The organism is Pseudomonas sp. B21-017 (genome assembly GCF_024749245.1).
Taxonomy (GTDB): Bacteria; Pseudomonadota; Gammaproteobacteria; order Pseudomonadales; family Pseudomonadaceae; genus Aquipseudomonas.
Genome location: NZ_CP087194.1, coordinates 1,769,540 through 1,795,151, shown reverse-complemented (window position 1 = coordinate 1,795,151; position 25,612 = coordinate 1,769,540). Strand labels below are relative to the sequence as shown.

At 48.9% G+C, this 25,612-nt stretch carries 20 protein-coding genes; 2 read left to right on the top strand and 18 right to left on the bottom strand.

What is annotated here, in order from left to right; all coding sequences use genetic code 11:
• The first annotated feature begins 71 nt into the window (after positions 1-71).
• Entirely contained in the window at positions 72-2,189 is a 2,118-nt protein-coding gene (locus LOY28_RS07940) for a glucosyltransferase domain-containing protein (RefSeq protein ID WP_258613314.1), read from the top strand.
• A 402-nt stretch (positions 2,190-2,591) separates the two neighbouring features.
• Here LOY28_RS07940 and LOY28_RS07935 read toward each other — a convergent pair whose 3' ends face one another.
• Positions 2,592-3,743 (bottom strand): acyltransferase, encoded by a 1,152-nt coding sequence (locus LOY28_RS07935; RefSeq protein ID WP_258613313.1) that lies wholly within the window; start codon positions 3,741-3,743, stop codon positions 2,592-2,594.
• A gap of 161 nt (positions 3,744-3,904) precedes the next feature.
• Positions 3,905-5,014, bottom strand: coding sequence for an acyltransferase (locus LOY28_RS07930; RefSeq protein ID WP_258613312.1), 1,110 nt, complete (start codon positions 5,012-5,014; stop codon positions 3,905-3,907).
• A 320-nt stretch (positions 5,015-5,334) separates the two neighbouring features.
• Between LOY28_RS07930 and LOY28_RS07925 the strand changes: the two genes are divergently transcribed.
• A complete protein-coding gene (locus LOY28_RS07925; protein WP_258613311.1) occupies positions 5,335-7,344 on the top strand; it encodes an acyltransferase family protein in 2,010 nt (669 codons plus the stop codon).
• A 123-nt stretch (positions 7,345-7,467) separates the two neighbouring features.
• Here the strand turns inward: LOY28_RS07925 and LOY28_RS07920 are convergent, their stop codons facing one another.
• The 16 genes from LOY28_RS07920 to ihfB all read right to left on the bottom strand — a co-directional run bounded on the left by LOY28_RS07920 (position 7,468) and on the right by ihfB (position 25,563).
• Positions 7,468-8,820 carry a hypothetical protein gene (locus LOY28_RS07920; protein WP_018929835.1) on the bottom strand — a complete coding sequence of 451 codons (1,353 nt, stop codon included), beginning with the start codon at positions 8,818-8,820 and terminating at the stop codon, positions 7,468-7,470.
• A 99-nt stretch (positions 8,821-8,919) separates the two neighbouring features.
• Positions 8,920-9,987: a glycosyltransferase family 4 protein gene (locus tag LOY28_RS07915; RefSeq protein ID WP_050563968.1), complete on the bottom strand. Its 1,068-nt coding sequence runs from the start codon at positions 9,985-9,987 to the stop codon at positions 8,920-8,922.
• Positions 9,988-10,025: 38 nt separating this feature from the next.
• The gene (locus LOY28_RS07910; RefSeq protein WP_018929837.1) at positions 10,026-10,655 is read right to left on the bottom strand and encodes an acetyltransferase; all 630 of its coding nucleotides are present in this window, start codon (positions 10,653-10,655) and stop codon (positions 10,026-10,028) included.
• Positions 10,655-12,304 carry a glycosyltransferase gene (locus tag LOY28_RS07905; protein WP_245220370.1) on the bottom strand — a complete coding sequence of 550 codons (1,650 nt, stop codon included), beginning with the start codon at positions 12,302-12,304 and terminating at the stop codon, positions 10,655-10,657. Before LOY28_RS07905 ends, LOY28_RS07910 begins: the two co-directional genes overlap by 1 nt.
• Entirely contained in the window at positions 12,295-14,580 is a 2,286-nt protein-coding gene (locus tag LOY28_RS07900; protein ID WP_018929839.1) for a glycosyltransferase, read from the bottom strand. Before LOY28_RS07900 ends, LOY28_RS07905 begins: the two co-directional genes overlap by 10 nt.
• Entirely contained in the window at positions 14,570-15,340 is a 771-nt protein-coding gene (locus tag LOY28_RS07895) for an ABC transporter ATP-binding protein (protein WP_018929840.1), read from the bottom strand. Before LOY28_RS07895 ends, LOY28_RS07900 begins: the two co-directional genes overlap by 11 nt.
• Positions 15,337-16,119 (bottom strand): ABC transporter permease, encoded by a 783-nt coding sequence (locus LOY28_RS07890; RefSeq protein WP_026286697.1) that lies wholly within the window; start codon positions 16,117-16,119, stop codon positions 15,337-15,339. The genes LOY28_RS07895 and LOY28_RS07890 overlap by 4 nt, the downstream gene beginning before the upstream one ends.
• 101 nt (positions 16,120-16,220) lie before the next feature.
• Entirely contained in the window at positions 16,221-17,306 is a 1,086-nt protein-coding gene (locus LOY28_RS07885) for a DegT/DnrJ/EryC1/StrS aminotransferase family protein (protein ID WP_018929842.1), read from the bottom strand.
• A 10-nt stretch (positions 17,307-17,316) separates the two neighbouring features.
• Positions 17,317-18,411 carry a GDP-mannose 4,6-dehydratase gene (gene gmd / locus LOY28_RS07880; protein WP_018929843.1) on the bottom strand — a complete coding sequence of 365 codons (1,095 nt, stop codon included), beginning with the start codon at positions 18,409-18,411 and terminating at the stop codon, positions 17,317-17,319.
• Positions 18,412-18,512: 101 nt separating this feature from the next.
• Complete coding sequence (locus LOY28_RS07875; RefSeq protein WP_018929844.1) at positions 18,513-19,886, bottom strand: phosphomannomutase/phosphoglucomutase; 1,374 nt, start codon at positions 19,884-19,886, stop codon at positions 18,513-18,515.
• Between the two features lie 148 nt (positions 19,887-20,034).
• Positions 20,035-21,477, bottom strand: a complete 1,443-nt coding sequence (locus tag LOY28_RS07870) for a mannose-1-phosphate guanylyltransferase/mannose-6-phosphate isomerase (RefSeq protein ID WP_026286698.1) — start codon at positions 21,475-21,477, stop codon at positions 20,035-20,037.
• A gap of 423 nt (positions 21,478-21,900) precedes the next feature.
• Positions 21,901-22,809: a glucose-1-phosphate thymidylyltransferase RfbA gene (gene rfbA / locus LOY28_RS07865; protein WP_018929846.1), complete on the bottom strand. Its 909-nt coding sequence runs from the start codon at positions 22,807-22,809 to the stop codon at positions 21,901-21,903.
• Positions 22,806-23,699 (bottom strand): dTDP-4-dehydrorhamnose reductase, encoded by an 894-nt coding sequence (rfbD, locus tag LOY28_RS07860; protein ID WP_018929847.1) that lies wholly within the window; start codon positions 23,697-23,699, stop codon positions 22,806-22,808. The genes rfbA and rfbD overlap by 4 nt, the downstream gene beginning before the upstream one ends.
• Positions 23,696-24,772 (bottom strand): dTDP-glucose 4,6-dehydratase, encoded by a 1,077-nt coding sequence (gene rfbB, locus LOY28_RS07855; RefSeq protein ID WP_258613310.1) that lies wholly within the window; start codon positions 24,770-24,772, stop codon positions 23,696-23,698. The genes rfbD and rfbB overlap by 4 nt, the downstream gene beginning before the upstream one ends.
• A gap of 227 nt (positions 24,773-24,999) precedes the next feature.
• On the bottom strand, positions 25,000-25,239 hold the full coding sequence (locus LOY28_RS07850; protein ID WP_018929849.1) for a LapA family protein: 240 nt from the start codon (positions 25,237-25,239) through the stop codon (positions 25,000-25,002).
• Positions 25,240-25,266: 27 nt separating this feature from the next.
• Positions 25,267-25,563 carry an integration host factor subunit beta gene (gene ihfB, locus LOY28_RS07845; RefSeq protein ID WP_003369729.1) on the bottom strand — a complete coding sequence of 99 codons (297 nt, stop codon included), beginning with the start codon at positions 25,561-25,563 and terminating at the stop codon, positions 25,267-25,269.
• Positions 25,564-25,612 lie beyond the last annotated feature (49 nt).

Below are 25,612 nucleotides of genomic sequence, written 5' to 3'. Positions count from 1 at the left end.
CAAACCTGACAAAGCAACCCTTATCCGAAAAGTTTTCCCCGTCGCGCTCTTGTATCGGGATAAAGTCTTGGATGGCGCACATCTTACCAGTTTCTATTTTGGTCTTGGCGTTGTGGGTACCGTACGGATTTTCGCTGATCGGCTTGATAGAAGAGTGGGGATTGCTAGGGTCGTTTACAACTCATGGACTGTTCTTTGTAACTGACACTACCAGCCCATTGGCTGCACATGCGCTACGCCCACTAACGATTCTTCCTCAAGCCATCGCCTACTATTTAGACCCCTATTCTTTCAAGTATTGGAATGTGCTCCTTGCACTCTCACTCTGCGTAAAAGGCTCAAGCCTGAGTTACATAATAAGCCATATTACTGGCTCATTAAAATGGGGAGTGATCGCAGGCCTGCTGATCATAATTTATCCAGCCGACACTATGCAATTATCGTTCAGAGCGCTCCACATAAACTGGGCGCTTAGTTCGGTACTGCTTGGAACCTCGATATTCATAGCCGCTTTGCAAGCGACATCGAGAATCACATCGTATTTATTGAGTATCGCGTCAGCAATACTATTACTGGCTTCCTGCGCGATGTATGAAGCGTCACTATTACTGACTGCACTACCACTTTTAACAATATCCATAAAATCAGATTTAAAATCAGTTATCCTCCAAGTACGCCAACACATATGGAAGCATCTGATTTGGTTTACGGGTGCATTTTCGTACATTGCTTACGCTATCCATACGGCACCACTCGTTAACAGTTATCAGAGTGGTATCGCTGGCAGCACCAGTATTATTACCACGATCAGGCATGCACTTCCAAACCTGTTCTCGATAGGCTTGCTGAGAACAACCCTGGGGGGATGGTATGATGCAACAAGAATAACTGCCGCGGAGTTCAGCTCCTACTGGTATGCCATAAGCATAGTGCTTATATTATTTATCGCGTCTTTTCTTTTACTTTCCAATTACAGAAAAAGCCAGCCCGCAGAAGCCGATATTTACTCGCCAGTCATTATCCGCCTGTTAATTGCTGGCGTCACTTTGGTACTGCTAGGGTATGCCCCTTTTCTACTCTCGGTATCACATCAAGCGATAAGCCAACGTACGTTCTTGTTCGCGACACCAGGCGGTGTGTTTGTGACGCTCGCCATACTTATTGGCATTGGCAAAGCCAGCAAAAATCTGGCAGCACTTGGCGTAGCCCTATTCATTTTTATCGGCCTCTCAAGCCAACTATATCAATTCCACCACTATGTAAAAATATCGGATAGACAGCGCAATATTCTAAAGAATATCGTCGAAAATTTTGACGGTGAAACCAACAACAAAACACTAGTAATCGTCGACAAAACAAACCAGCTCAATAACACCTGGATGTTTATAAACGAAAACTTACAGGCCACTCTTAATTATATTTACGGGCATCCATTTAATTCAATGGAGGTATGCCGCGAAAATGGCAATGAGTGGCAGCATACCGACAGTGTTGGCCGAAAGGGAACCTGTGAAGAAACCGCTAATGAATGGACTTTTCATTACCCAACACCTATAAGTGGTCCAGGTTTCGAACCCACCAAAAGTTTGGAAGACAAAAAGTTAGCCAAATCTCAAGCCGTTACAATCATTGTAAATCCAGATGAAAACTCCGAGGCCAATACAAACCGCGCGAAAATGTTACGCAGTGACCAAAGCCGCACTGGCGCGATCTATCGTGGATTTATCGACAAACCTGACTATCATAATCGCCTGATTGGTTTCACCGACCAGAAATCCGATGAGCATTACTTTTGGGGATTTGGTAACTGGTGGAGTATGGAACTGCCAATAGCGGGCTCTGGTTGGCGCGAAGCTGAATGGAGTGTTAACAAATTTCAGCATAACGCCTCAGCATGGAAAACAAATAAACAGGCATTCCTCGATTTTAAGTTTTCACCTTCATCAGACCGTTATCAGCTGCGCGGAATGTTCGATGTAATCGTCAACCCGACAATAAAAAAGAGCATGAAAATTGAAGTGAATGGTATCAACATCCCCTTTGAATGGAAGGACGACAACAGCTTTCAGGCTGAACTCGTCAAGAGCCAACTTCGAGACGGAATGAATACAGTCACTTTCATTAGTGACGTTGATGACAATTACTATGGGTTTTCGGGAAGACTTGACTGGATTGAGATAAAAAAATAGCACTAGACCAATACACTTCAGCCTCCTGCCCATCGTAAGTGATGCGCAGGAAGCATCGCGCTGTATTAACGCGACTCTCCTGCGGCATCTGGCTCGCCATCAGCGAGGCACAAAACTTTGGACAAAAGCTTCACAGGAATCCAGTCTTCACACAGCAGTGGATGCAGATAATCAATCACGCCGGCCAAGTTGCCGGCGTTTTTAGTTACGTGCTAAATGAACACCGCCCCACAAGGGTTCGTCGCATAGCGCCCCATACGCCCCGACCCTCACCTGCCATATCGCCGGCAATCTGGAGGATGCTTACCTGGTAATGTCGGGGTAAGAAGCTGCTCGCTCATTAGTGAACATGAACAACTCCCTTTCAATGCGCGTGCATCGCCATAAATTATCCCGCAGTAGTCACGCTACTGCTACGGTCGATTTCTTTTTGCTAAACAATTGCTTGATCGACTTCTGAAGCGGTCTCTCGATAGACAAATGCAACCCAATAGAAATACATGTAACAATCAGCAGAAAAATTGCCAAATGCAGTACTTGATACATAAGCGATCCCGAAGGATGCGCAGTATATAGTGGGCGCAAGATGGCATGTATTAGATAGAACGCAAATGATGACTCCCCCAACAGTATCATTCTTTTGCCAGAAAACGCCGCCGACACTTTAGATTTTTGATCTATCGCAACTCCCAGGATCACGATAGTGAACAGCGCCGCATAAGCTGCATCCCAGCTAAACGCGGACAAAAAGTTCTTGCTCCATCCCATAAGCACCAGTATCAATAACAATGACGCCGTAACCGCCCTGCTCCAGGTCCGTTGTACTTTGTTGGTCGCCACAAAATGACGCTTGTAATAGATGGCTGCGGCGATACCTAAACAGAAGTCAAATATCCTGGTAGCCGGCATGCGGTATAACCATCTGTGCGCGGAGTCAGGGTTTATTGACGTCAGCTCCGCTCGCCCCGGCATGGAGAAATAGGCTGCAAGACAAAGTTGAGCAGCAAAAGAAAACAGTGCAAAAATCAATAACCTGTTGCGCGACTTTATAACATTTAACTTACTCAGCACCGGTATAAGCAATGGAAATGTTAGATAGAGGAATACTTCAACACTAACACTCCATGCCGGCCCGTTGATCCCAAACGAAAAATAAACATCACTACTCCAGGCTTGCACCCCGACAAGATATGGGAGCAAAGGCGTTTCTAGTCCCGAGTTCATCCAGGGATAAATTATGCAGAGCGCATAAAGAGGATAAATCCGGGCAAACCTGGACACAATGTATTGGTAAGTATTTTTTATAGGATCCGATTCAAATCTATCAAGATAGTTATAAGCAATAATAAAACCAGAAAGTACAAAGAAAAACGTCACACCGCTATAACCTGAGCCTTGGACCCGTAAAGCCCATCCGTTAAGACCCGGAATATTATAGTGTGAAAAAAATACCATTAAGGCTGCAGCAAACCTAAGTCCGGTTAGGGCAGGTATCGCACCTGAACGGTCGGATGAAATCGGCATCATGCACTCCCAAATTTTGAAAAATCTCATCAGAAGTCTGGGCAACAGAATGTAATCGAGTTGCCCACTACTCCTTCCTCTTGCTTACCGTAGCCTCGCAGTTTCACTAGGAGAGCGGTTTTGTATACCGGCGCACTGAGCGACCACCTTAGTTAATAGCTCATCAGTCTTCCGAAAACCCCGACCACGCGTTAATTCAATCTGCTTTCGTTCAACGGCTCAGATGTTTTTGAAAAGGCTGTACGCAACGAAGAATCGCGGTACTTACTCAAGAATATTTTTCCTGCACGCAACCCATACCGCTCCACACTTTTATGCATAGCGAAACAGACTAAGAACAATACAACCAAAATCTGGGCTTTTGCGGGAATAAAAACCAGACCTAAATGATCCACCAAGGAGGATATATAACCCCAAAGCCAATTATGAAATAAATAAACCGCGAATGTCATGTTGGAAATCATACGTATCAAGGGCCCATCTTCAATTCTCAGTCGCAAGCTCCATCCTAATAGAAAAATCATGACAGCATAGAGCCCATAATTAAACTCTTTCCAGTTAGGTTGATACTTGGCGACCATAAAGAGAAAACAGCCAAACAAAACACAAAACGCACCGATGCATAGATTTTTTTTGGCGCTTCCGGTTTCCCAAAGATAAACACAAGCGCCCATAAACAGAAACGTTGAGTAAATTGTTTGGTAGGCCAAGGGAAGGTTTGCGGCACTAGGAAAAGGCGGTAGTAAAACAATCGCAGCAACAAGGGCAATAAAAACAATAGGTAAATAGTTCTGGCGTCTGAACAGGCCTAATGCCTTGACGATGGCCATAACTATATAGAAAGCAATCTCTAACCTGAGAGTCCACTCGACCCCGCCAAGAGCCAAAGGAGTTCCAAAAAAATCGCCGATCAAAAGAAGTCGTGGCACCCATACTGAAAGAGGGGGAAATGCGACGCCTCTAAGGTAGTGATCGAATAAACCTTCCATTAATACCGCTACGATAAAAAGCGGATAGATCCTGAAAAATCTTTTTAGCAAGAACTCAAGCGTCGATTCCGATTGCAGCACGTGAGTGATGATATATCCAGATGTCAGAAAAAAAACAACGACACCAGCACCACCGCCATAGCACAACGGAAGGATTGCCTGTGCGAAATACCGGACAGTTACATGCAACGCCTCATTAGTAGAAGCAAAAGCCAGTGAGTCATACATCTTGTGAGCAATGAGCACACTGATAAATGCAAATATTCGCATTACATCGAGAAAAACGATTCTATCGATGATTCTGTTAGCCATTTTTTGACCGCACATAAAGGAATTGAAGACCGATGACCGGGGGAGTCATTGCGACAACGGGCATTCTACAAGCCTTGATTGTCACTGTCAGGTTTCGTACACACCGATTTGAAAGAAACCACCAGCAATGGCACCTCGTTCATCGGCAACGATTTCGACAGCCTAAAAATCAATTGTCGATAGCTGATCATCCCCTTAAGATGCCTGCCTGATCGGGATCGGTTACGCCTGTACTTTGTCGCAGTCCCCGAAAAATGAGCTTGCTCAGGTCTTCTACCAACACTATGAAGCATGGACACCGAAGGGATTATATTTCCAGAATGTTACGCATCGATAAAAGCTCTTCAGTGAGTACATCCCCCCCACAGAGTTATCATCCTGTCTACCGACCCGATATCGATGGCTTAAGAGCTTTTGCGATCCTCGCCGTAGTCATTTTCCATGCCTTCCCTACCCTTCTTACAGGTGGATTTGTTGGAGTCGACGTTTTTTTTGTAATTTCCGGCTATCTTATCTCAAGCATTATTTTCAAGAATCTGGAAAGCGGTACGTTCAGTTTTTATGACTTTTACAGACGTCGAGTACGCCGAATATTTCCTGCGTTGCTTCTAGTATTAGCTACGACATTCGCGTTTGGCTGGATAATACTGCTGGCAACTGAGTTCCAACAGCTAAACAAACATATAGCCGCCGGACTTGGTTTCGTCCAGAACATTATTTTATTTCAAGAGTCCGGCTATTTTGACGTCAGCTCTGAGCTAAAACCGCTCACGCACTTGTGGTCGCTTGGCGTAGAGGAACAGTTTTATCTAGTTTTTCCAATTATCTCGCTATTCATATGGCGCTGGAACCTAAACGCTCTGATAATTATTGCGCTGATGCTACTGGCATCTCTGTACTGCAATATCGTCGAAGTTACAACTAATTCCTCTGCCGCGTTTTTCTTACCGCAATACCGTTTCTGGGAACTGCTATGCGGCAGCGTGCTAGCCTACATCATTGTAGTAAGAAAGCCCGCCCCTTCATCTTTAATAATTCCTCATTTCACCTCGATTTTCGGCCTTGGGCTATTGATAGCATCCGTTGTATTAATTAATAAAGGCCTTCAGTTTCCAGGGTATTGGGCAATCCCTCCAGTGTTGGGATCTGTGCTAATCATCGCCTCAGGCCCTAAGGCCGTGATCAACAAGTATATTTTTAACAACCGAATTGCTGTTTGGATCGGCCTTATCAGTTACCCGCTATATCTGTGGCATTGGCCGCTGCTTACCTTCGCTAGAATTATCGAATCTGAAGTACCAAGTCCACAAACAAGAACAGTCGTTATTCTGGCAAGCGTAGGACTTGCATGGGCGACCTATCGATTCGTCGAAAAGCCGTTCAGAGCAAAATCCAACCCGAGAGTAGTTTTTAATGGACTAATAGTTACCGCAATTGCTTTCGCTTCTATTGCCACATTAACCGTTGTCAACGGTGGCTTTCCATTCCGACAAAAAGACCGTGAAGAATTTGCGCAATCATTCGCAAACACAGCCCCTGACTGGAATTACTTCACAAACAACGAGACGGCTGCCCGCTTCCGGATGGACTGCGACTTTTATGATACAAAGAGTTTTTTTAAAGGAAAAGCCACCAATATTCCCGCAAGTAGTATAGCCCCGAGTTGTTACACACCTACTGCGAACAAAAAAATTCTCTTATGGGGCGACTCACATGTTCAGCAACTTAACTATGGTCTTCAGCATACACTACCGGACAGCGTTTCGATTCTCCAGGTAGCCAGTTCAGGATGTTTCCCCAATCTTCCGGACAAGTTCCAAACTGAAGCCGAGTACTGCCGAGTATCCAACCAGACAGCACTCGACGTTATAAAGAGAGAAGCGCCCCAAGTAGTTATTATTGCGCAGATCACGGGGCATGACACCGTGAACGACTATACCGCGATGACAAAACTACTGAAAAGTTATGGCGTGTCCCACATTGTTATCGCAGGTCCGGTTCCCAAGTATCAGGCGAGCCTCTATCAGATCATTACAAGGAAGTATTGGTTGTACACTCCAAGGCGTATCATTGACGATGTGGACAGCTCCGTATTCGAAGTGGATGCATCCCTTAAAGCAAAGTACGGAAATGGTCAAGGTGGCTTTGAATACTTTTCAATGACTGATCTATTTTGCAATAAAGACGGATGCATCACCTATTTAGGAAACGATCGCAAGAGCGGATTGGTAACCTTCGATGCAACACACTTGACCTCAATTGCATCGGTCTACGTCGCTAAAACCGCGCTGACAGAGGTTATTCTTAAAGATCTCAAGATGCATCCATAAAGAAAATGTAACTTCAGCCAAATCCAGGCTGATAAATAAAAATGCTTTTGGAGCCGACATAACAAGATTAATCGGCTCCATAAGTAAAATCATTCACACTTCCCAAAAACCGGGTATCAGCAGTCAGGGCAACTCATATGAAATGCAAGCCATTGCTGCGCTTGTGATCCCCAGAGACACCGAAGAGAGAAACAGAAAGACCAACGAAAGGATCAGCCAATGCTGGCAGATTGTGGCTTTGAATGCTCCCCATTCGAACCGGGTAATAACCGCGCCAAACAACACCAGGTAAACCGGCATAAAGAATCGTGTCTCTACCGCTCCAGGCAAGATAGCCAACACCGGCAGAAGAATGGGGGCTAGGTAAGCCGCCTCAATCCATCGTTTTTCCTTACGCAACCAATAGATCAACACACAGAAAAACAACAGACAAAAGCAAAGAAACGATACAACACTTTTGTTTGTGGATGACTTCTCGGCATAAACAATGCCATCACGCACATCCAAACCATTAACAAGGTGCCGGCCATAAATACCTAAAAATTGCATCGGATGTCTTAGAACCATGGAAAGATAGCCGCGCATATTAGGCTCAGAGAACGATGACGCATCAAGATCCCGAAGGGCGACACCTGCAGGATCACGATAATAAAGACTCGGCGCTGGACTGTCTTTACCTGCATAGGTCTCATAACGCTGGACTACGACTCCCCAATAGAGCTGCTGGGCCATCAGTGGTTTTCCTTTCACCATGGCAATCACTAATGGTGTAGCAGTCCCATGTATACGCTTGTTAATCAACATCTGGGGCGTAGCAACGATTACTGCGCCGAATAAGAAAACAAGCATTCCAAAGACGCGCAAACGCCAAGGTTTACCTCGCATAAACACGAATAAAATAACGAAAAAAAGCGCCATTGCTGCGAACAAATAAATTGTCCGAACATTATAGGCTGCGCTGACAGCGGCTCCGGATAGAAATAACCAGCCCAACCAATATTTTGAGTTCGCGCGGCTCGCCAGTATCACACTAATGATAAGTATAAGTAGTGCGGGCAAATCAGACAATGGAAACAAGAATAAACCAGGAAACAGCAAGAATGTGAGCAATGCAAAGGCTGTCCGTCGCGCGAAGGACAGTTTACCGCCAAAGGTCTTCAAGAAAAAATCAGCAATGGGGCCTGTTAGCAAACAAGCATAAACAGCAGAAGATACGAACTGAAAAACCACTCTACCGTTATCACCGACCATATCAGCAAGTGCGTGAACCGGCATCAGTACAAGTGGATAAAAATATCCACGAGCCACTTCGGGAAAATTGACTATAACTGAAGGCGAACTAAGCCCCCAGTACAAACTCGAATCAAAAGGATAGAAGGAGATATCCATGACCCGATGAACTAAAAAAGTCAGCAAGAACACGGTAAAGCAAGAAAAGACCCGCTGCCGGCGCTGAAGCAACCCCAATAAATCCATAATATTCTCTACGCCTGGTTTTTAACGCGCTATTTTTGTCATTTTCCGAGCACAATATAGACGCAACGTTCTAAGTTATATCTCGGCTTTCAATATTCATTACTTCAAAAGCGAGTGATATATTTCACTGTAGGACTTAACCATATCATCGGCCTTGAAATACTCTTCATAACGTTTTAGAGCATTCTCTCCCATTTTGGCGGCCCCATAGGGGTCATCCCACAACTTCTTCATAGCGCTTGCGAGAGACACACTGTCTCCCGGGAGTGCCACACAGCCCGTTTGACCTTCGATATTGATGTACGTCGTACCTGTTCCGATTTCACAGGAAATCAGTGGTTTTCCATACATCGCTCCTTCGAGAAGGGTAATCCCGAAAGCTTCGGACCTGAGGTGAGAGGGAAATACCAACGCGAAACACAGACTCATCAATGCAGCCTTATCGCTGTCAGGTAAGGCACCGACAAAAAAGACATTCTCCAGCTTTGCATCTTTAGCCTTCTGTTTCAGTGCCGCTTCCATGGGACCTTTACCCATGATCACGACAGGCAGCTTTGTCTGCTGTGCCGCCTCCAGAAGAAAATCAAGGCCCTTGTAATAACGAAGCGCGCCTACGAAAAGGAAGAAGCGCTCACCCAACGCCTCACGCCAATGAGCCTTCGATGCATCAGTAACCTCAGGGTATGTATTGCGATCTATACCAATGGGGATGACCTTAACCTTATCTACATACTTCCCCAGCGTTTCGCTGCTTGCAACATAGTTAGGTGACGAAGCAACGATTACGTCCACATTTCGAAGAAACGCGTGCAGGAGCGGATTATAGAGTCGAAGCAACGACTGCTGTTTCACGATATCCGAGTGATAAGTGACAACGGTTGGCTTCTTGATTCTGGTTAGAAAGTGCACCATATCCATAAATGGCCACGGAAAGTGGTAGTGGATAATATCTGCCTGTTTTGCCAGCTCGAAGAAATCCTTGATCGCCCCGATTGAAAACCCGGTTGAGGCCACTTGAAAATTCTCATACGACCGGTGGGTCATATGATGTCCGAGCCGTTCATTGCGCATCGCGCCACGTGGACTAAGATAAAGGACTTCAGACTCGATACCGTGCTGTCTCCCCCCCTCAGCGAGCTGAAAGATAACCTGCTCTACACCACCCATGGTATCGGGGTAGTAAGTCTTGAAAAAATGCAGGATTTTCAATGTTTGCGCCCCAGAAACTTCGCGGGAACTCCAACATAGGTACCGGCCTGCTCCAGATTACGATGAGCGCACGCACCGGCGCCCAGCATGACATCGTCTGTTATCTGCAGTCCATCGATCACCGTTGAGCCAGCCCCCAGGAAGCAGCGATCACCAACACGACTGCGACCCGCAACTACAGCACCGACGGAAATGTGGTTGTAGTCACCCACTGTGCAGTCATGCTCAACGATCGCGCCGGTGTTTATAATACAGCCGCGTCCCACCGATGCCATCGGCCCAACATGTGCGTGATGAGCGATAAAACTACCTTCACCGATTTGGGCCCCGACGCCTATCGTGGCCCTGGAGGAGATGAGTGTCGCTAACCGCCATCCTTGCTGAATGACCCATTCACATTGCTCTATTCTTTTTCTGTTGTCGCCTGCCGCCGGCATGACTGACCAATCTGCGGGCAGCTCAAAGTCCACTGACGCTTTCACTGGAAACGAACAAAACGATTCGCCTTGTTTAGCCTTAGCGTCGATAAAACACAATTGTGTTATTCCCGATGCAAGCGCGACGTCAGCCACACTCCGGGCATGACCACCGAACCCCAGAATCAGCATCCCTGTGATTGGACTCATTATTGGCCCTCCGAAGGGCTACCGCCGCCTTCAGAAATAGCTTCAAGAACGGTGATATGCTCATTCACCACATCTGTCCAGGTACGCTGAATCAGGCCCTGATAGATATTTTTCTGTAGTGTAAGAAGCTCTTCTCGATGAGAAAGAGCCCATTCAATACGATGAGCCATATCTTCCCAATCAAACGGGTCAAAAAATGTCGTATCTTGCAGTTCTGGCTGATCAAGTATCTCCTCGGTAACCGCGATTCGAGCCATAACCACAGGAGTGTCTACCGACAGCGCCTCGGTGAATGTGAACGGGCACCCACCTTCGCTAAGGCTAGGGTTTACTGCCAGATCCGCTAACTTGTAACAAGCCGCAAGTTCCTGCACCGTCAAACCGTGCAAGCATAGAACATCGTTCTCCAAACCGTGTTCGGCAATAAATTTTTTGACAGCTGGATACCGCTCGGGATCACCGGTCAGAACCAGTTTGTGGCTGACATATTTTTTTCTTAAAAGAAACTCGTACGTCCGCAACAACATCAACAGGTTTTTGTTCGGTCTAAACTGACTCGCATAAAATATGAACTTGAACGAAGTATTTGCAAAACCTACAGTGTAGTTCTTATTTGAGGATTTTCGCATCGCACTAGCGAGAAGTGTTTGAGAGTAATGAAGCGAGGTGGCTTCCAGATCTGCAAACCCACGGGTTGTCACCCACTGGTTTAGCATATTCGGCGCATGATGAATCACCGCTACATTAGAAGCGCGTATCGAATACTGATCGACCAATGTCTCCCACTTGATCGCGTTGCTATAGGTAACGTAATGCTGCCCTGTCTGGATCGATCTACGGACATCCTCATAGGTCTGCAAAAAGCGTTCGCCTCCCACATTTGAGAACCCGACAGGGAAGTCCGATAGCACCACATCCGGCACACACATCAAGCGTGGACGATTTATTTTGTTGAAGGCTGGCCAGAATGCAGTAGGACTGTACCAGGCTTTCACATCAGCCAGGTTATCAATCAAGCGAAGCATCCGCTCCGACTCAATCCGCTCCATTCGCTTATAAAGCCGGAATATGAAAGCGTCGTCTTTCGGCTCCCCGACAGCCCCTTGAGCACGTGATACATAACGCCGAAACGGTCGCATCAGTCGTTTAAAAACAAACTTGAATTTTATGAAAAAAAGAACGATTAACGCCAACACAATGATTGGACTAAACAGGAGCAGAAGGCTGGCAAGAAAAGCGCCCTCTATCAACAGCAATATCAGCCCTGAGTAAGAATCGGTCGTCACCAATTGATGCTCAACGTGGTCAATGGCAGCTCTTTTAATCGCGGCAAAACCATTGGAAATTCTTTTAAATATTCCCGGCTTCCGCTTTCGTTTCTTTCTAGCGATGTAGGCTTCGTAGACGCGCAACACCATCGGCTTTTTCGAGGGTGAGACTAATTCGAAGCGCTCTTTAGAGACACCTTCGCTGTGAAATAGATCTTCAAGCCCCTCTTTTGACCAACTGGGGCATACAAGTACAAAACGGATATCTTCTCGGTCCCCTGCCCCTTTCAAGAAGGCAGCCAGGTATCTACCCAATCCTTCGTGACGAAGATCTAAACCTGGTGCGTAGGCCAGGTAGATACCATATTTTTTTATAGACACTCTCGTATGACTCCCCAATATTGTGCCGCCAACTTCTCAACGCCTTGTTCTGCCAATACCTCAGGCGATGGAAGCAGGGCCTTCTTGGACAAGTAAGTCAATTCCATTTCTTTCAGCTTATGTGCCATCTCTTTATAATCGGCAGCATTCATCCACGACAACTGCAGTGAAAATTGAACATCCATCTCATGCATAGCTGGATAATTACTACTCAAAGCTGGCACGCCTAAGCTAGCCGCTTCAACAACACTGAAGGTGCCGTTATCAATTTTACCTGCATGCCATAAAAACGTAGCATTTGCCAAAGCACAGCGATACTCAAAGTCCGGGAGTTCGCCGAGCCATTTAACTTTTTCCTTTAACGCAGCGCTTGTACCAACGAGTGTAGACAGGGACTTAAGATGCGGCAAACCACGCTCTAGCAGATTCTCTGTATTCACACCCGTCACATGACAGAAAAACTGCCCACCCAGAGTTTCATAGTAAAACTTAAGAGCTTTCAACGCATTTTCATGATTTTTATGCGCACCAGCATTTGTTGTCCACAAGAAATACGGATGATCAGGTGTCGATACTATTTCTGGCTCAACTTTTGAAAAATCGGGAGCGAGCATAGGCACTTTGGCGATTCGATTTACTTCCACACCGGCATACTGAATGGCGTCCTGCTTTGTAAATTCAGTCGTAACAAGAACTTTCTGCGCCCTGCGCACGGCACTAATAAAGTTTTGATCGCCGTTTTTGGAAAGTACCTTTTCATATCGTTGAAGATAATCATAAACCATGAATATGCATGGTCGCAGAGGTACCAAGGGAGCCTGCACCCGATCAGAGACAACGATCCATGCATCACAATCCAAAAGCTGTTTGATACCATCATCCGGGACAATATATTTTACGCTGTCAGGTTCCCAGCCTTCGTGACCGGCATACCGCATAGCCCTACGTGCTGTTTGCGCATCGAGGGTTTTCCATTTAAATGTGCGCTGCTGAACCCTCTCATTCTTATCTGAAGGATCTTCCGACTGGTCGTCAGCAGACTTCAAATGCAAGAGCACTACGTCGACATCTTCTCCCCATTGCCTGCTCCCTTCATGCAAAGCTTCCGCCAATAACTTGGCTCCACGAAGGCTCCCCCCTCGATATTCGACAGGGACTACAACAGCAATTTTCTTACGTTTTATTGGCCGCTGGCTTTGTTCTAAACGGCTGACTTCCAACTCTTGCAGGATTTCTCTGAAACCGTTTATCCAAGCAGCTTCGCAGTTCTCTGCACGCATGGGCTCCAGCAACACTGCCTGGCTGCTGCGGACTTGCTCAATGAACGCTGAGTCATCATTCAAGATGCGACGGATTTTCTCTCTGGCTTCTTTGACAGACTCGCATCGGCCAGGAAGGGTCGCTCCCCCCATGCGATCGAGGATGCCACCACTCATGAAGATCAATGGCATACCGACACGAATAGCTTCGAAAGGATGATAATGAATATGGTTAGGCTCGCTTGAATGATAAAACATCACTCGCGACTCTCTCATATTACTTTCGTGCTCTTCGTTGGTGACAAACCCCAACACATTCGGATCATCCACTTCTATCGGTTGAGAGCCACCGATCTTGTATGGAAAACCTTGCATATCTGAGACAAATTTCTCATATACTTTTTTATAGTAGCTACTAAAACCAATATCCGGACATACAAAAAAAATGTGTTTCTGACTACCATTCCAAACATCATTGATCCGGCAATCACTCAAACCCAGCGGTAAAAATGCCTTTCGTTTTTGCAGATACATGGACTCAGAATCTGCAAGATGCTCGTAGGCGATGCCTAACCAAAGGCGTCGCCCAAGTTTCTTTACTGACTGTGTACCCAAGGTCAGGACCTTGACGACTTCGGAGTAACTTAATGTTTTATCCAAACCATAAGCACGCCAGATTGCTGCACCACTAAATGATCGAGCAACCTCATTCATAAAGCCTTTTGAATGACAGATGAAAAAACACACATCAAAATATTTATTAGCAATTTCCCACGCCTCTTTCGAAGGTGAGACAAACCAATTTTGCGCGTTCAACACCGCCAGATCTTCGGCCGGAATAGTCAGATTGGCATCCTCTGAATAGTCTATGCTCGCCGAACGAAAACCGATTTCCTGTGGAAATGACTTAGGGAGAAAAAACTCTGTGACTCCCAAGGTTTTGAGCATCTGCAACTCGAAACGACGAGCCGCACCATGATTCAGCAACCACATGACACGAAACGGCTTAGTTTGCATCAGAAAGTCCATTTATCTTTTTGTATTCCGCTATAGCGTCTGTTATCTCACCATCGAACAACAACTCACCATGATGGAACACCAAACCCCGGGTGCAGATGGATTGCAAGGCACCAAAGTCATGAGAAGCCAGAACGAGTATTTCGGCCTTTTCGATCAAACTGGTAATACGTACTTTAGCCTTTGCCATAAAGTTGGCATCGCCAGCACCGATCACTTCATCCAGCAACAAAATGTCGCCACCAACCGTAGTAGAGATAGCAAAAGCCAGTCGTACCTGCATCCCGGCAGAGTACGTTTTAATCGGGTAATCAATAAACTCGCCCAGATCGGCAAACGCCACAATCTCGTCGATCTTCTCTCGCATGAACTTTGGCGACAAACCAAGCAGTAAACCACGGTAGAGAATGTTCTCACGTCCCGTGGCATCCGGTTCAAAGCCCAAGCTCAGATCAAACAGCGAACGAACCTGGCCTTGTACCACCAGTTCACCGCTGGAGATTGGATACAAGCCGGCGACCGTCTTGAGGAATGTGCTTTTGCCCGCGCCATTATGTCCAAGAAGCCCCACGCGTTCGCCGCTGACAATTTGAACATTTATGTTCTTGAGCGCATGAATATCAGCGACGTGGTTGTTGGCATCTTTTTTTGAGAAGATATTGGCCAGCAAGGACTTTAATGAACGTTCCTTATAAGCCGCGGCCGCGTAATGAAGATTGACGTTCTTTACATTGATCTGATTGATTCTATTCATTCTCATAGGTAAAAAATCACCTTCCGCTCTGCTTTGTAACCAACATACATTGCAATTAGCCCAAAGAACAAAGCAGTACCTAAACTAAATGTATAATTTGCAAGTGTTGGCCACTCCCCTTGCAGTAGCGGCGCCCTGAACAACTGTAGAATGTGATAAATCGGGTTGTAATCAACCAGCGCATGCAGTCCGCCGTTTTGAAACATTTTCGCTTCAAAATACACCGGAGACACAAACCACAATGATTGCATCACAAGCCCAAGCGCATGGGGAACGTCGCGAAAACGGGTGCTGATGTAGGATAGAAGTGTGGATACAGGCCACGCTATCAAGGCAACGACAGGGAATATCGTTAGCGTCGCCAACCAGCTCCATCCGAAATTCTGAGGCATCATGATTGCCACCCAGAGATAGAGCGAAACGCTGGCCAGCATGAGCACAATTGAACTACCGAGCACTGTTCGCAAGGTATAAATGGCCAAGGGATGATTACATTGTTTAATGTAGGCATCCGCCTGAACGAAGGACAATGACCCGCCAATTGTATTAGCGGAAATAAACTCCCAAACTACGATTCCTGATAGAACATAGGGTGCGTAGGTTAATACGTCCGTATTGAACAGCCGGCTGAATACCAGCGTCAGGAGTATCGTCATACCCAATGGCTGGATAATCGACCACGTTACGCCAAAAAAAGATCGGCGCCAGCGAGAACGCAAATCAGCTAGAGCAAGATGCACCCAAAAGTATCGAGCAGCCCACACGCGAGAAAAATACGAAAACATTACTTCCCCTGAATAATTAAATTCGAAAGCTTGGACATTATTCGTCCTCTTTGAATTTTATGAGAATTGAGGCTGTTACCAGCCTCAACCCCAACGCAACATCAGCTGGCAAAGTAAGCCCGAATTTCATCTACGACTTGCTGCACCTGTTCACGGCTCAGCGTCGGATAACTTGGAAGGTTCACCCCTCGCAAGCTGAGGTCCTGCGCTACCGGGAAGGACTCATCCGTCTTGCAATGTGGCATATGGTGAGCAGGAGCGAACAGAGGGCGTGTCTCAATGCCCTTGTTCTTCAAATGATCACGCAATGCCTGACGCTGACTCTGATCATCCAACAGTATCGAGCACATCCAGTAGGAGTGACGAGTACCTGGCTGCTCTGCGTGCATCTGCAGCGGAAGCCCTTCGAGCGCTTCGCGATACCAGTCTGCAACCTGACGCTTAAGAGCGATGATCTCGTCTGCACGCTCCAACTGGGCAAGGCCAATGGCTGCGCAAATGTTGGTCATCCGATAGTTGAATGCCAACTCATCGTGCCAATACTCGCGGGTCTTGGACACACCCTGGCTTTTAAGATGACAGGCTCTCTCGTGGATGTCCTTGTTCTTGGACACCACCATTCCACCCTCACCGGTGGTAATGGTCTTGTTGCCAAAAAAGCTGAACGTGGCGACATCGCCAAAAGTCCCTACGTGCTGACCTTTGTACAGAGAGCCGAAAGCTTCTGCGCAGTCTTCGATCAGCAGCAGATTATGCTCTTTACACAGCGCGACGACTTCATCCATGTCACACGCCAGACCGTACAAGTGCACCACCATGACGGCTTTGGTTTTCGGCGTTATGCGGCTTCGGATGTCTGGAACGCTGACGTTCCAGGTATCAGCCAGGGACTCAGCGTACACGACGCTGGCCCCGGTTTGCAAAATGGTGTTGACCGACGCCACGTAAGTGAGCGTTGGGACAATCACCTCATCGCCAGGCCCAAGCCCCAGAGCGGCCATTGCCAAGTGCAGGGCTACCGTGCCATTGCTCACCGTGGTCGCATGTTCGGCGCCGATGTATCGGGCAAACTCGCTCTCAAAGCGGGAGATGAATTCTCCGCGAGAAGAAATCCAGGTCGAATCTAGACACTGGTTTACATATTCCTTTTCGCGGCCGCCCAGAAAGGGCTGATATACCGGTATCATCCCAGTCCCCTTATTCCTGACCCTTGAAGTATTTAAAGCCGTGTTCAGCGACCAGCTTGTCGCGTTTGGCTTCACTCAGATCTTCACGCATCATTTCTTCTACTAGCTCAGCGAAGGTAGTACGTGGTACCCAGCCCAGTTTGGCTTTGGCTTTGCTTGGGTCACCCAACAGCGTCTCAACTTCGGCAGGACGGAAATAACGTGGGTCGACGGCAACGATGCATTTGTTGGTTGCGACGTCGTAACCTTTCTCGTCTACACCCTGGCCTTCCCAACGAATCTTGATATCTGCTTCTTTCGCTGCAACTTCAACAAACTCCCGAACGGAATGCTGTTCACCGGTCGCGATCACAAAGTCGTCTGGTGTTTCTTGTTGCAGCATAAGCCATTGCATTTCCACGTAATCACGGGCATGACCCCAGTCACGCAGGGCGTCCATGTTACCGAGGTACAGGCAGTCTTGCAGACCGACCTTGATACGTGCCAAGGCGCGCGTGATCTTACGGGTTACGAAGGTTTCGCCACGGATCGGCGATTCGTGATTAAAGAGAATACCGTTGCAGGCATACATGCCATAAGACTCACGATAGTTCACGGTAATCCAATAGGCATACATCTTGGCGACGGCATATGGGGAGCGGGGATAGAAAGGCGTGGTTTCTTTCTGAGGAATTTCCTGCACCAGACCATAAAGCTCGGAGGTGGATGCTTGATAGAACTTGGTCTTCTTCTCAAGACCGGCGATCCGGATTGCTTCAAGGATGCGCAGTGTACCCATGGCATCAGTGTCAGCAGTATATTCTGGCGATTCGAAGGAAACGGCAACGTGGCTTTGCGCCCCGAGGTTGTAAACTTCATCTGGTTGTACTTCCTGCACAATGCGAATCAAGCTACTCGAATCGGTCAGGTCGCCGTAGTGCAGTTTCAGATCATAGCCTTTCTTATGCGGGTCGTGGTAAAGATGGTCAATACGGTGAGTATTGAACAAGGAGGCACGGCGCTTGATACCGTGTACCGAATAACCTTTCTTGAGCAAGAACTCAGCAAGGTAAGCACCATCTTGACCAGTAATACCCGTAATCAACGCTACTTTCTTGTCGCTCATTTTTTCACCAATTTAAATTAATCAATCGAACAGTAAGTCTCTATCGGAGAGCCAACTTATCGCTGCCCCTCACCTTCCCTCAGGAAGTGAGAACCGTTTTTTCATTCCATATTTCTACTGTTCAGCAGTCCCTCAATTTCTTTAACTTTTAACGCCACCAGCGCTGGGTCTCCTTTACTTTCCACATTCAATCTCAACAGAGGTTCTGTATTTGAGCCTCGGAGATTAAATCGCCAGTCAGAAAATTCCAGACTGACTCCATCGGTTTGATCAAGGTGAGGCCCGTGAGGTAAATAATGTGCCAGGACCTCTTCCAGCGCCGCTGACACATCGTTCACTCGATAATTGATTTCACCACTGCATGGATAGGCGGCAATGCGCTCATCAACAAGCTGGGCCAGATTTTTTCCCGACGCAGACATCAATTCGGTCACCAATAACCAGGGAATCATGCCGCTGTCACAGTAGGCGAAATCCCGGAAATAATGGTGAGCACTCATCTCGCCGCCGTAGATCGCATTCTCCAGACGCATGCGCTCCTTGATAAAGGCATGCCCGGTTTTGCATTGTACTGAAACACCGCCCGCCAATCGAACCTGATCGATTGTGCTCCAGGTCAGTCTGGGATCATGGATGATTTTGGAGCCTGGGTTCTTCTTGAGCAGCATTTCCGCCAGCAGACCAACCAGGTAATAGCCCTCGACGAAGCGGCCATCCTGGTCGAAGAAGAAGCAGCGATCGAAGTCACCATCCCACGCAATTGCCAAGTCGCAGCCGTTTGCCAGCAACGCTTGCCGTGTCAGCGTGCGGTTCTCTGGCAGAAGCGGATTGGGCACACCGTTGGGAAAGTTGCCATCGGGCTCGGCGTTGATGACCACCCATTCGAAGGGTAGCTTTTGGGCCAACTGCCGCAACACTGGCCCGGCAGCGCCATTGCCCGGGTCGGCAAGTATTTTCAGCGGTTTGAGATTCGCAACGTTGACGTAACTGAGAAGGTGCTCAATGTAGGTCGTCTTATCCAGTTCGAATCGAACTTCGCCGGGGCTTGCAGCCAAGGTTCCCAAATCACCACTTTCCACACGGTCGCGTATGGCATTTAGCCCGGTGTCGCCACTGATAGGCCGAGATTCGGACTTCACAAGCTTCATCCCGTTGTAACCCTTGGGATTGTGACTTGCGGTGATCATCACTCCACCATCCGCCTTGAACGAGCTAGTGGCAAAGTAGACTTCTTCGGTGCCACACAAGCCGATATCGATGACGTTGGCACCTGCCTCGAGCAAACCACGTGTCATCGCCTCTGCCAGCATCGGGCTTTCGAGCCGCATGTCCCGCCCCAGCACAATGTTTTTGCCCTGTAGCTCGACAACCATGGCCCGGCCAATCCGGTAAGCAACCTCTTCATTGAGATCGGATGGCACTTGGCCGCGAATGTCATAGGCTTTGAAACACTGGGTTTTGATCGGGGTATTCATACCGCTCTCTTGCTGAGGTATGTGGAAGCGAAGCCGATTAACGGCTCTGCTTTCTCGTCAGGATGGAAATGCATCAGGACCAGCCCAGATGCAAAAAAGCCTGACCGGTGGAAATCCACCGATCCGGCTTGTAACAGCGACAGTACTCTTACTTATCGACGCGGCCGTAATTATCTTCAAAACGAACAATATCGTCCTCGCCGAGATAGTCACCACTTTGTACTTCAATCATCACCAGGTCTATGACCCCCGGATTCATCAAACGGTGCTGATGACCAGCACGAATAAACGTGGACTCGTTGGTGTTCAACATCAGCTCCTGCTGATCGTTGATGACCTTAGCCATCCCGCTGACAACGATCCAGTGTTCGCTTCTGTGATGGTGCATCTGCAAGGACAACGAAGCCTTGGGCTTCACCACAATGCGCTTGATCTTGAAGCGCTCGCCGTTTTCCAGGGTTGTGTAGGTCCCCCAAGGGCGATGAACGGTACGATGGAGCAAATGCACCGTGTGGCTGGCCGCCTTGAGCTGATTGACAATATGTTTTACGTCTTGGGCGTGATCTTTGTGAGCGATCATCACCGCGTCCGGGGTATCGATGACCAGTAGGTCCTCAACCCCGACCAGCGCAGTCAGTCGATCTTCACTGTTTACATAATTGTTACGGGAGTTGTGGGACAACACCTCGCCTTCAAAACGATTGCCATCTTCATCAGGCTCGGTCAGTTCACTGACCGCGTTCCAGGAACCGATGTCACTCCAACCAATATCACAAGGGATGGTTGCTACCTTGGAGGAGCGCTCCATCAATGCGTAATCGATGGAGATGTCTGGAACCTCTGCGAATGCATCGGCGTCGAGTGCCAGGCAACGATACTTTTCAGAGATGGTAAGGCGCGAGCTTTCAATGGTTTTACTGACGGCTTCCACCACGTCCGGAGCATGCTGGCGAAGCTCTTCCAGCACAGTGCCAACCCGGAAGCAGAACATCCCGGAGTTCCAATAGTAGTTGCCCGCGCTGACGTAGCCTTCAGCCGTTTCAAGATTGGGCTTTTCGACGAAGCGCGCAACTTTCAGACCACCCTTCAGGGGCGCATCTTTTTGAGCTTCAATGTACCCGAACCCTGTTTCAGGATAGGTCGGTTGAATACCAAAGGTGACCAGCCAGCCTTCGGAGGCAAGCGCAACTGCACTGGCTACCGCCGCCGCAAATGCTTTTTCGTCTTTGATCAGGTGGTCTGCCGCCAACACCAACATTTGGGCGTCGGGGCCATGCGAAGCTTCCAGTTGAAGCGCCGCAGCAGCGACGGCGGCAGCAGTATTACGCCCGAAAGGCTCAAGGATGAAACCTTGCGAGTGCTTGTGCGTGTTGACCGCACCGTACTCGTCTTCGGTCTTGAACAGGAGCTCACGGTTGGTCACCGTAAGAACTTCCACAACACCTTCCAGACGCGAAGCACGAAGGAACGTTTTCTGGATTAGATTCTGGCCATCTGGCAGATCCATGAACGGCTTTGGATGGGCCTCCCGGGAAACAGGCCATAACCGGCTGCCTACTCCGCCAGACAAAATTACGGGAATCAGTTCCATGCTCTAAATCCTTAATCCCCTTCCGGCAGATTCATCCAGAAAGTGGGCTCAGTTATGTTTCTGGTCATCCTTGCATCGTATGTAATGCAAGTTTTTTGCTCGAGTCGACCGAGGGTGACAGCCAAGCATCAATCCAAACCGGTTGATTTTACACCGAGTACGCCTCCCCCTCACTCGCTAGCTCGACCACTTATCCGTATTCCTGCCTCAATTTTTTGAGGCGATCTCGATAAGTCGGAGCCAGGAGTGCGAGCCCAATAAGCCTGAGGCATGCAGCACTGAATGGGGTCAGATAGTTCTGCCGGCCATTCTACAGCTAGTACCGGGAATAAATAACTCATGCGAAGGGCAGATACGAAAATCATTTGAAAACAAACGATTTCTTCAAATCGACATCAAAATAATATCAATCGTCAGCCAAGATCAATTCTCACTCAAGCCTCGACAATCCTGCGCCTTCAAAAGCTTTTCCAGATAGAAACCATAACCAGTCTTGCTGAGACGCACTGCCTGAGCCGACAGCTCAGCGGCGGAAATCCAGCCACTGCTGTAAGCAATCTCCTCCAGACAGGCAACTTTCAAACCCTGCCGCTTCTCAATGGTATGCACGAAGTGGCTCGCCTCCAGCAACGAATCATGTGTACCGGTATCCAGCCAGGCAAAGCCGCGACCAAGCATTTCGACTTTGAGGGTCTTCTGCTCGAGGTACGCACGGTTGACATCAGTGATCTCCAGCTCACCACGCGCGGATGGCTTGATATTCTTGGCGATCTCGACAACCTGGTTGTCGTAGAAGTACAGCCCCGTCACCGCATAGCTCGATTTTGGCTTCAGTGGCTTTTCTTCGATACTCAAAGCGTGGCCGGCAGCGTCGAACTCCACTACACCAAAACGCTCCGGGTCCGATACGTGATAGCCGAATACCGTCGCTCCATGCTCTTGAGCGCTGGCCGAACGCAGATTGTCCGAGAAGTGTTGACCGTAAAAGATGTTGTCGCCCAGGATCAGACAGCAAGGATCCTTGCCGATGAACTCTTCACCAATGATGAACGCCTGCGCCAGACCGTCCGGGCTTGGCTGCTCAGCGTAAGTCAGCTTGATGCCGTACAGACTGCCGTCACCCAGCAATTTACGGAAGCACGGCAGATCTTCAGGGGTGGAGATAATCAGGATTTCGCGTATACCGGCGAGCATCAACACCGACAGCGGATAGAAGATCATCGGCTTGTCGTAGATCGGCAGCATCTGCTTGGACACGCCGAGGGTCAACGGGTGCAGACGAGTACCCGAGCCACCAGCGAGGATGATGCCTTTACGATTTGTCGTGGTCATTTGTTCAGGACTTCCATAAGCATTCGGGTGACACCACTTTGCCAATCCGGCAAGTGCAAAGAAAAATTGTCGCGCAGCTTCTGAGTATTCAATCGGGAATTCAGAGGGCGGCGCGCCGGTGTCGGGTAGGCGGTCGTTTCGATCGGATTGATCGCTGTGACAGCAAGCTCTTCACCGTTGGCCTTGGCAAAACCGATCACATGGCTGGCATAGCCGTGCCAGGACACTTCGCCGGCGGCCGCCAAGTGATAAAGACCCGCCAGTTCAGGACGCTGCAACACTTGCTGAATAGCCAGCGCCGTCACGTCAGCGATCAGGTCTGCGCCGGTAGGGGCGCCGATCTGGTCGGCGATGACGCTCAGGGTTTCGCGATCCTTGGCCAGGCGCAGCATGGTCTTGGCGAAGTTGTTACCGCGAGCACCATAGACCCAACTGGTGCGGAAGATCAGGTACTTGCATCCCGAGGCAATAATCGCCTGCTCGCCGGCCAGTTTGCTGGCACCGTAGTGATTCACCGGTGCGACGGCATTGGTTTCTTGCCACGGCGTCAGGCCTTCACCGCTGAACACGTAATCGGTCGAGTAGTGAATCAGCCAAGCCCCTAGAGATGCGGCTTCTTCAGCCATAACCTGACTCGCCTGACCGTTCACACGATCGGCCAGCTCAGTCTCGGATTCAGCTTTATCGACCGCAGTGTAGGCCGCTGCGTTGACGATGACGTCGGGTTTAACCTGACGGATCGTCGCGCGCAGTGCATTGAGGTCAGACAGGTCGCCGCTCAAACCATCGACCGGATGACGGTCCAGGGCGATCAGTTCGCCAAGAGGCGCAAGAGAGCGCTGCAGCTCCCAGCCGACCTGGCCGTTTTTTCCCAACAGGAGAATTTTCATGCTTTGTCCGAACGGTCCATGTAGTTCTGGTCGATCCATTGCTGGTAGCTGCCGCTCTTCACGTGAGCCACCCACTCAGTGTTGTTCAGGTACCACTCGACAGTCTTGCGGATACCGGTTTCAAAGGTTTCTTCCGGTGTCCAACCCAGCTCGCGCTGGATTTTGCTGGCGTCGATCGCGTAACGCTGGTCGTGGCCCGGGCGATCCTGAACGTAGGTGATCAGGCTGGCGTGTGGACGATGAGCAGAGTCTGGACGCAGTTCATCAAGCAGTGCGCAAAGGGTATGCACCACTTCGATGTTTTGCTTCTCGTTATGGCCGCCGATGTTGTAGGTCTCGCCGATCACGCCTTCGGTCACGACTTTGTACAGTGCGCGGGCGTGGTCTTCGACGTAGAGCCAGTCACGAACCTGGTTGCCTTTTCCGTAGACCGGCAGCGGCTTGCCTTCCAGTGCATTGAGGATGATCAGCGGGATCAGCTTCTCAGGAAAGTGGCAAGGACCGTAGTTGTTCGAGCAGTTGGTAACCAGGGTCGGCAGGCCGTAGGTACGGCTCCAGGCGCGAACCAGGTGATCTGAACTGGCCTTGCTGGCCGAGTACGGTGAGCTTGGCTGATACGGTGTGGTTTCGGTGAACAGGTCTTCCGGGCCTTCGAGGTCTCCGTAGACTTCGTCGGTGGAGATATGGTGGAAACGGAAGTTGGCTTTGCGCGCATCATCCAGTGCCGCCCAATAATGGCGCGCAGCTTCCAGCAAGGTGTAGGTGCCGATGATGTTGGTCTGGATGAATTCAGACGGACCGGAGATCGAGCGGTCAACGTGGGATTCTGCGGCCAGGTGCATGATTGCATCCGGTTGGTGTTCACGCAGAACACGGTCCACTTGATCACGGTCGCAGATGTCGACGCGTTCGAACACGTAACGCGAGTTCTGGCTGACTTCAGCCAACGACTCAAGGTTACCGGCATAGGTCAGTTTATCGACGTTAACGACAGAGTCGGCAGTGTTGGAGATGATATGACGAATGACTGCCGAGCCGATAAATCCGGCGCCGCCGGTTACTAAAATTTTCACGCGAAACCATACCCTTAAGTTACTGACAGGGCCGCCAACCGCGCACTGTCTAATCCATGAATGCAAAAGCCATCAAGTCAGCCGAGGCTTCTGACAGAGTCAGTCTGAACCGAAATGGGAACACCCCTATCGGCCAAGCGCAGCATTTTACAGCTTAATGAAGGTTTTACTAATGGATATGGACAAGCTGCGAGGCAAATTCCATGCCTACAGCGGGTTTCCCGGAATCAGACAAGGCGTTTGCGCGAGGCTCTGGATGTACGCCCCAGAAACCAGCCGAGAACCGGCCCGATCACCATGCCGATCAGCAGCGCAATCACCATGATCAGCGATACTGGCAATTGCGGCCCCGCCCAACCAAGGAACAGTAGGGACACGCCTTGCTGGTTCTCAAGAACGAACGCCAGGATCGCCAGAACAAGCAACAGGACAAATACAGCGAGGAGTACGCGCTTGAAGTTACGCATCAGCGGCTCCCTGGAGTGCAACAGCCGTCAAAGCCCTTCCTCCTCATCCTCGTTCACACGATCACGCAGTTCTTTGCCTGGCTTGAAATGTGGAACGAACTTGCCGTCAAGGCTGACGGACTGACCGGTTTTTGGATTACGCCCCACGCGCGGCGCGCGATAGTGCAGTGAAAAGCTGCCAAAACCACGGATCTCGATTCGATCACCAGTGGCCAGACATTGGGACATTTGCTCAAGCATGGTCTTGATGGCCAGCTCCACATCTTTAGATGAGAGTAGCCCTTGATGGGTGACAATTCGTTCGATCAACTCCGACTTCGTCATATTTTTCCCTTCTTTTTCAAGCAGCTAGATCAGCGCTTCAAAGGTTTTA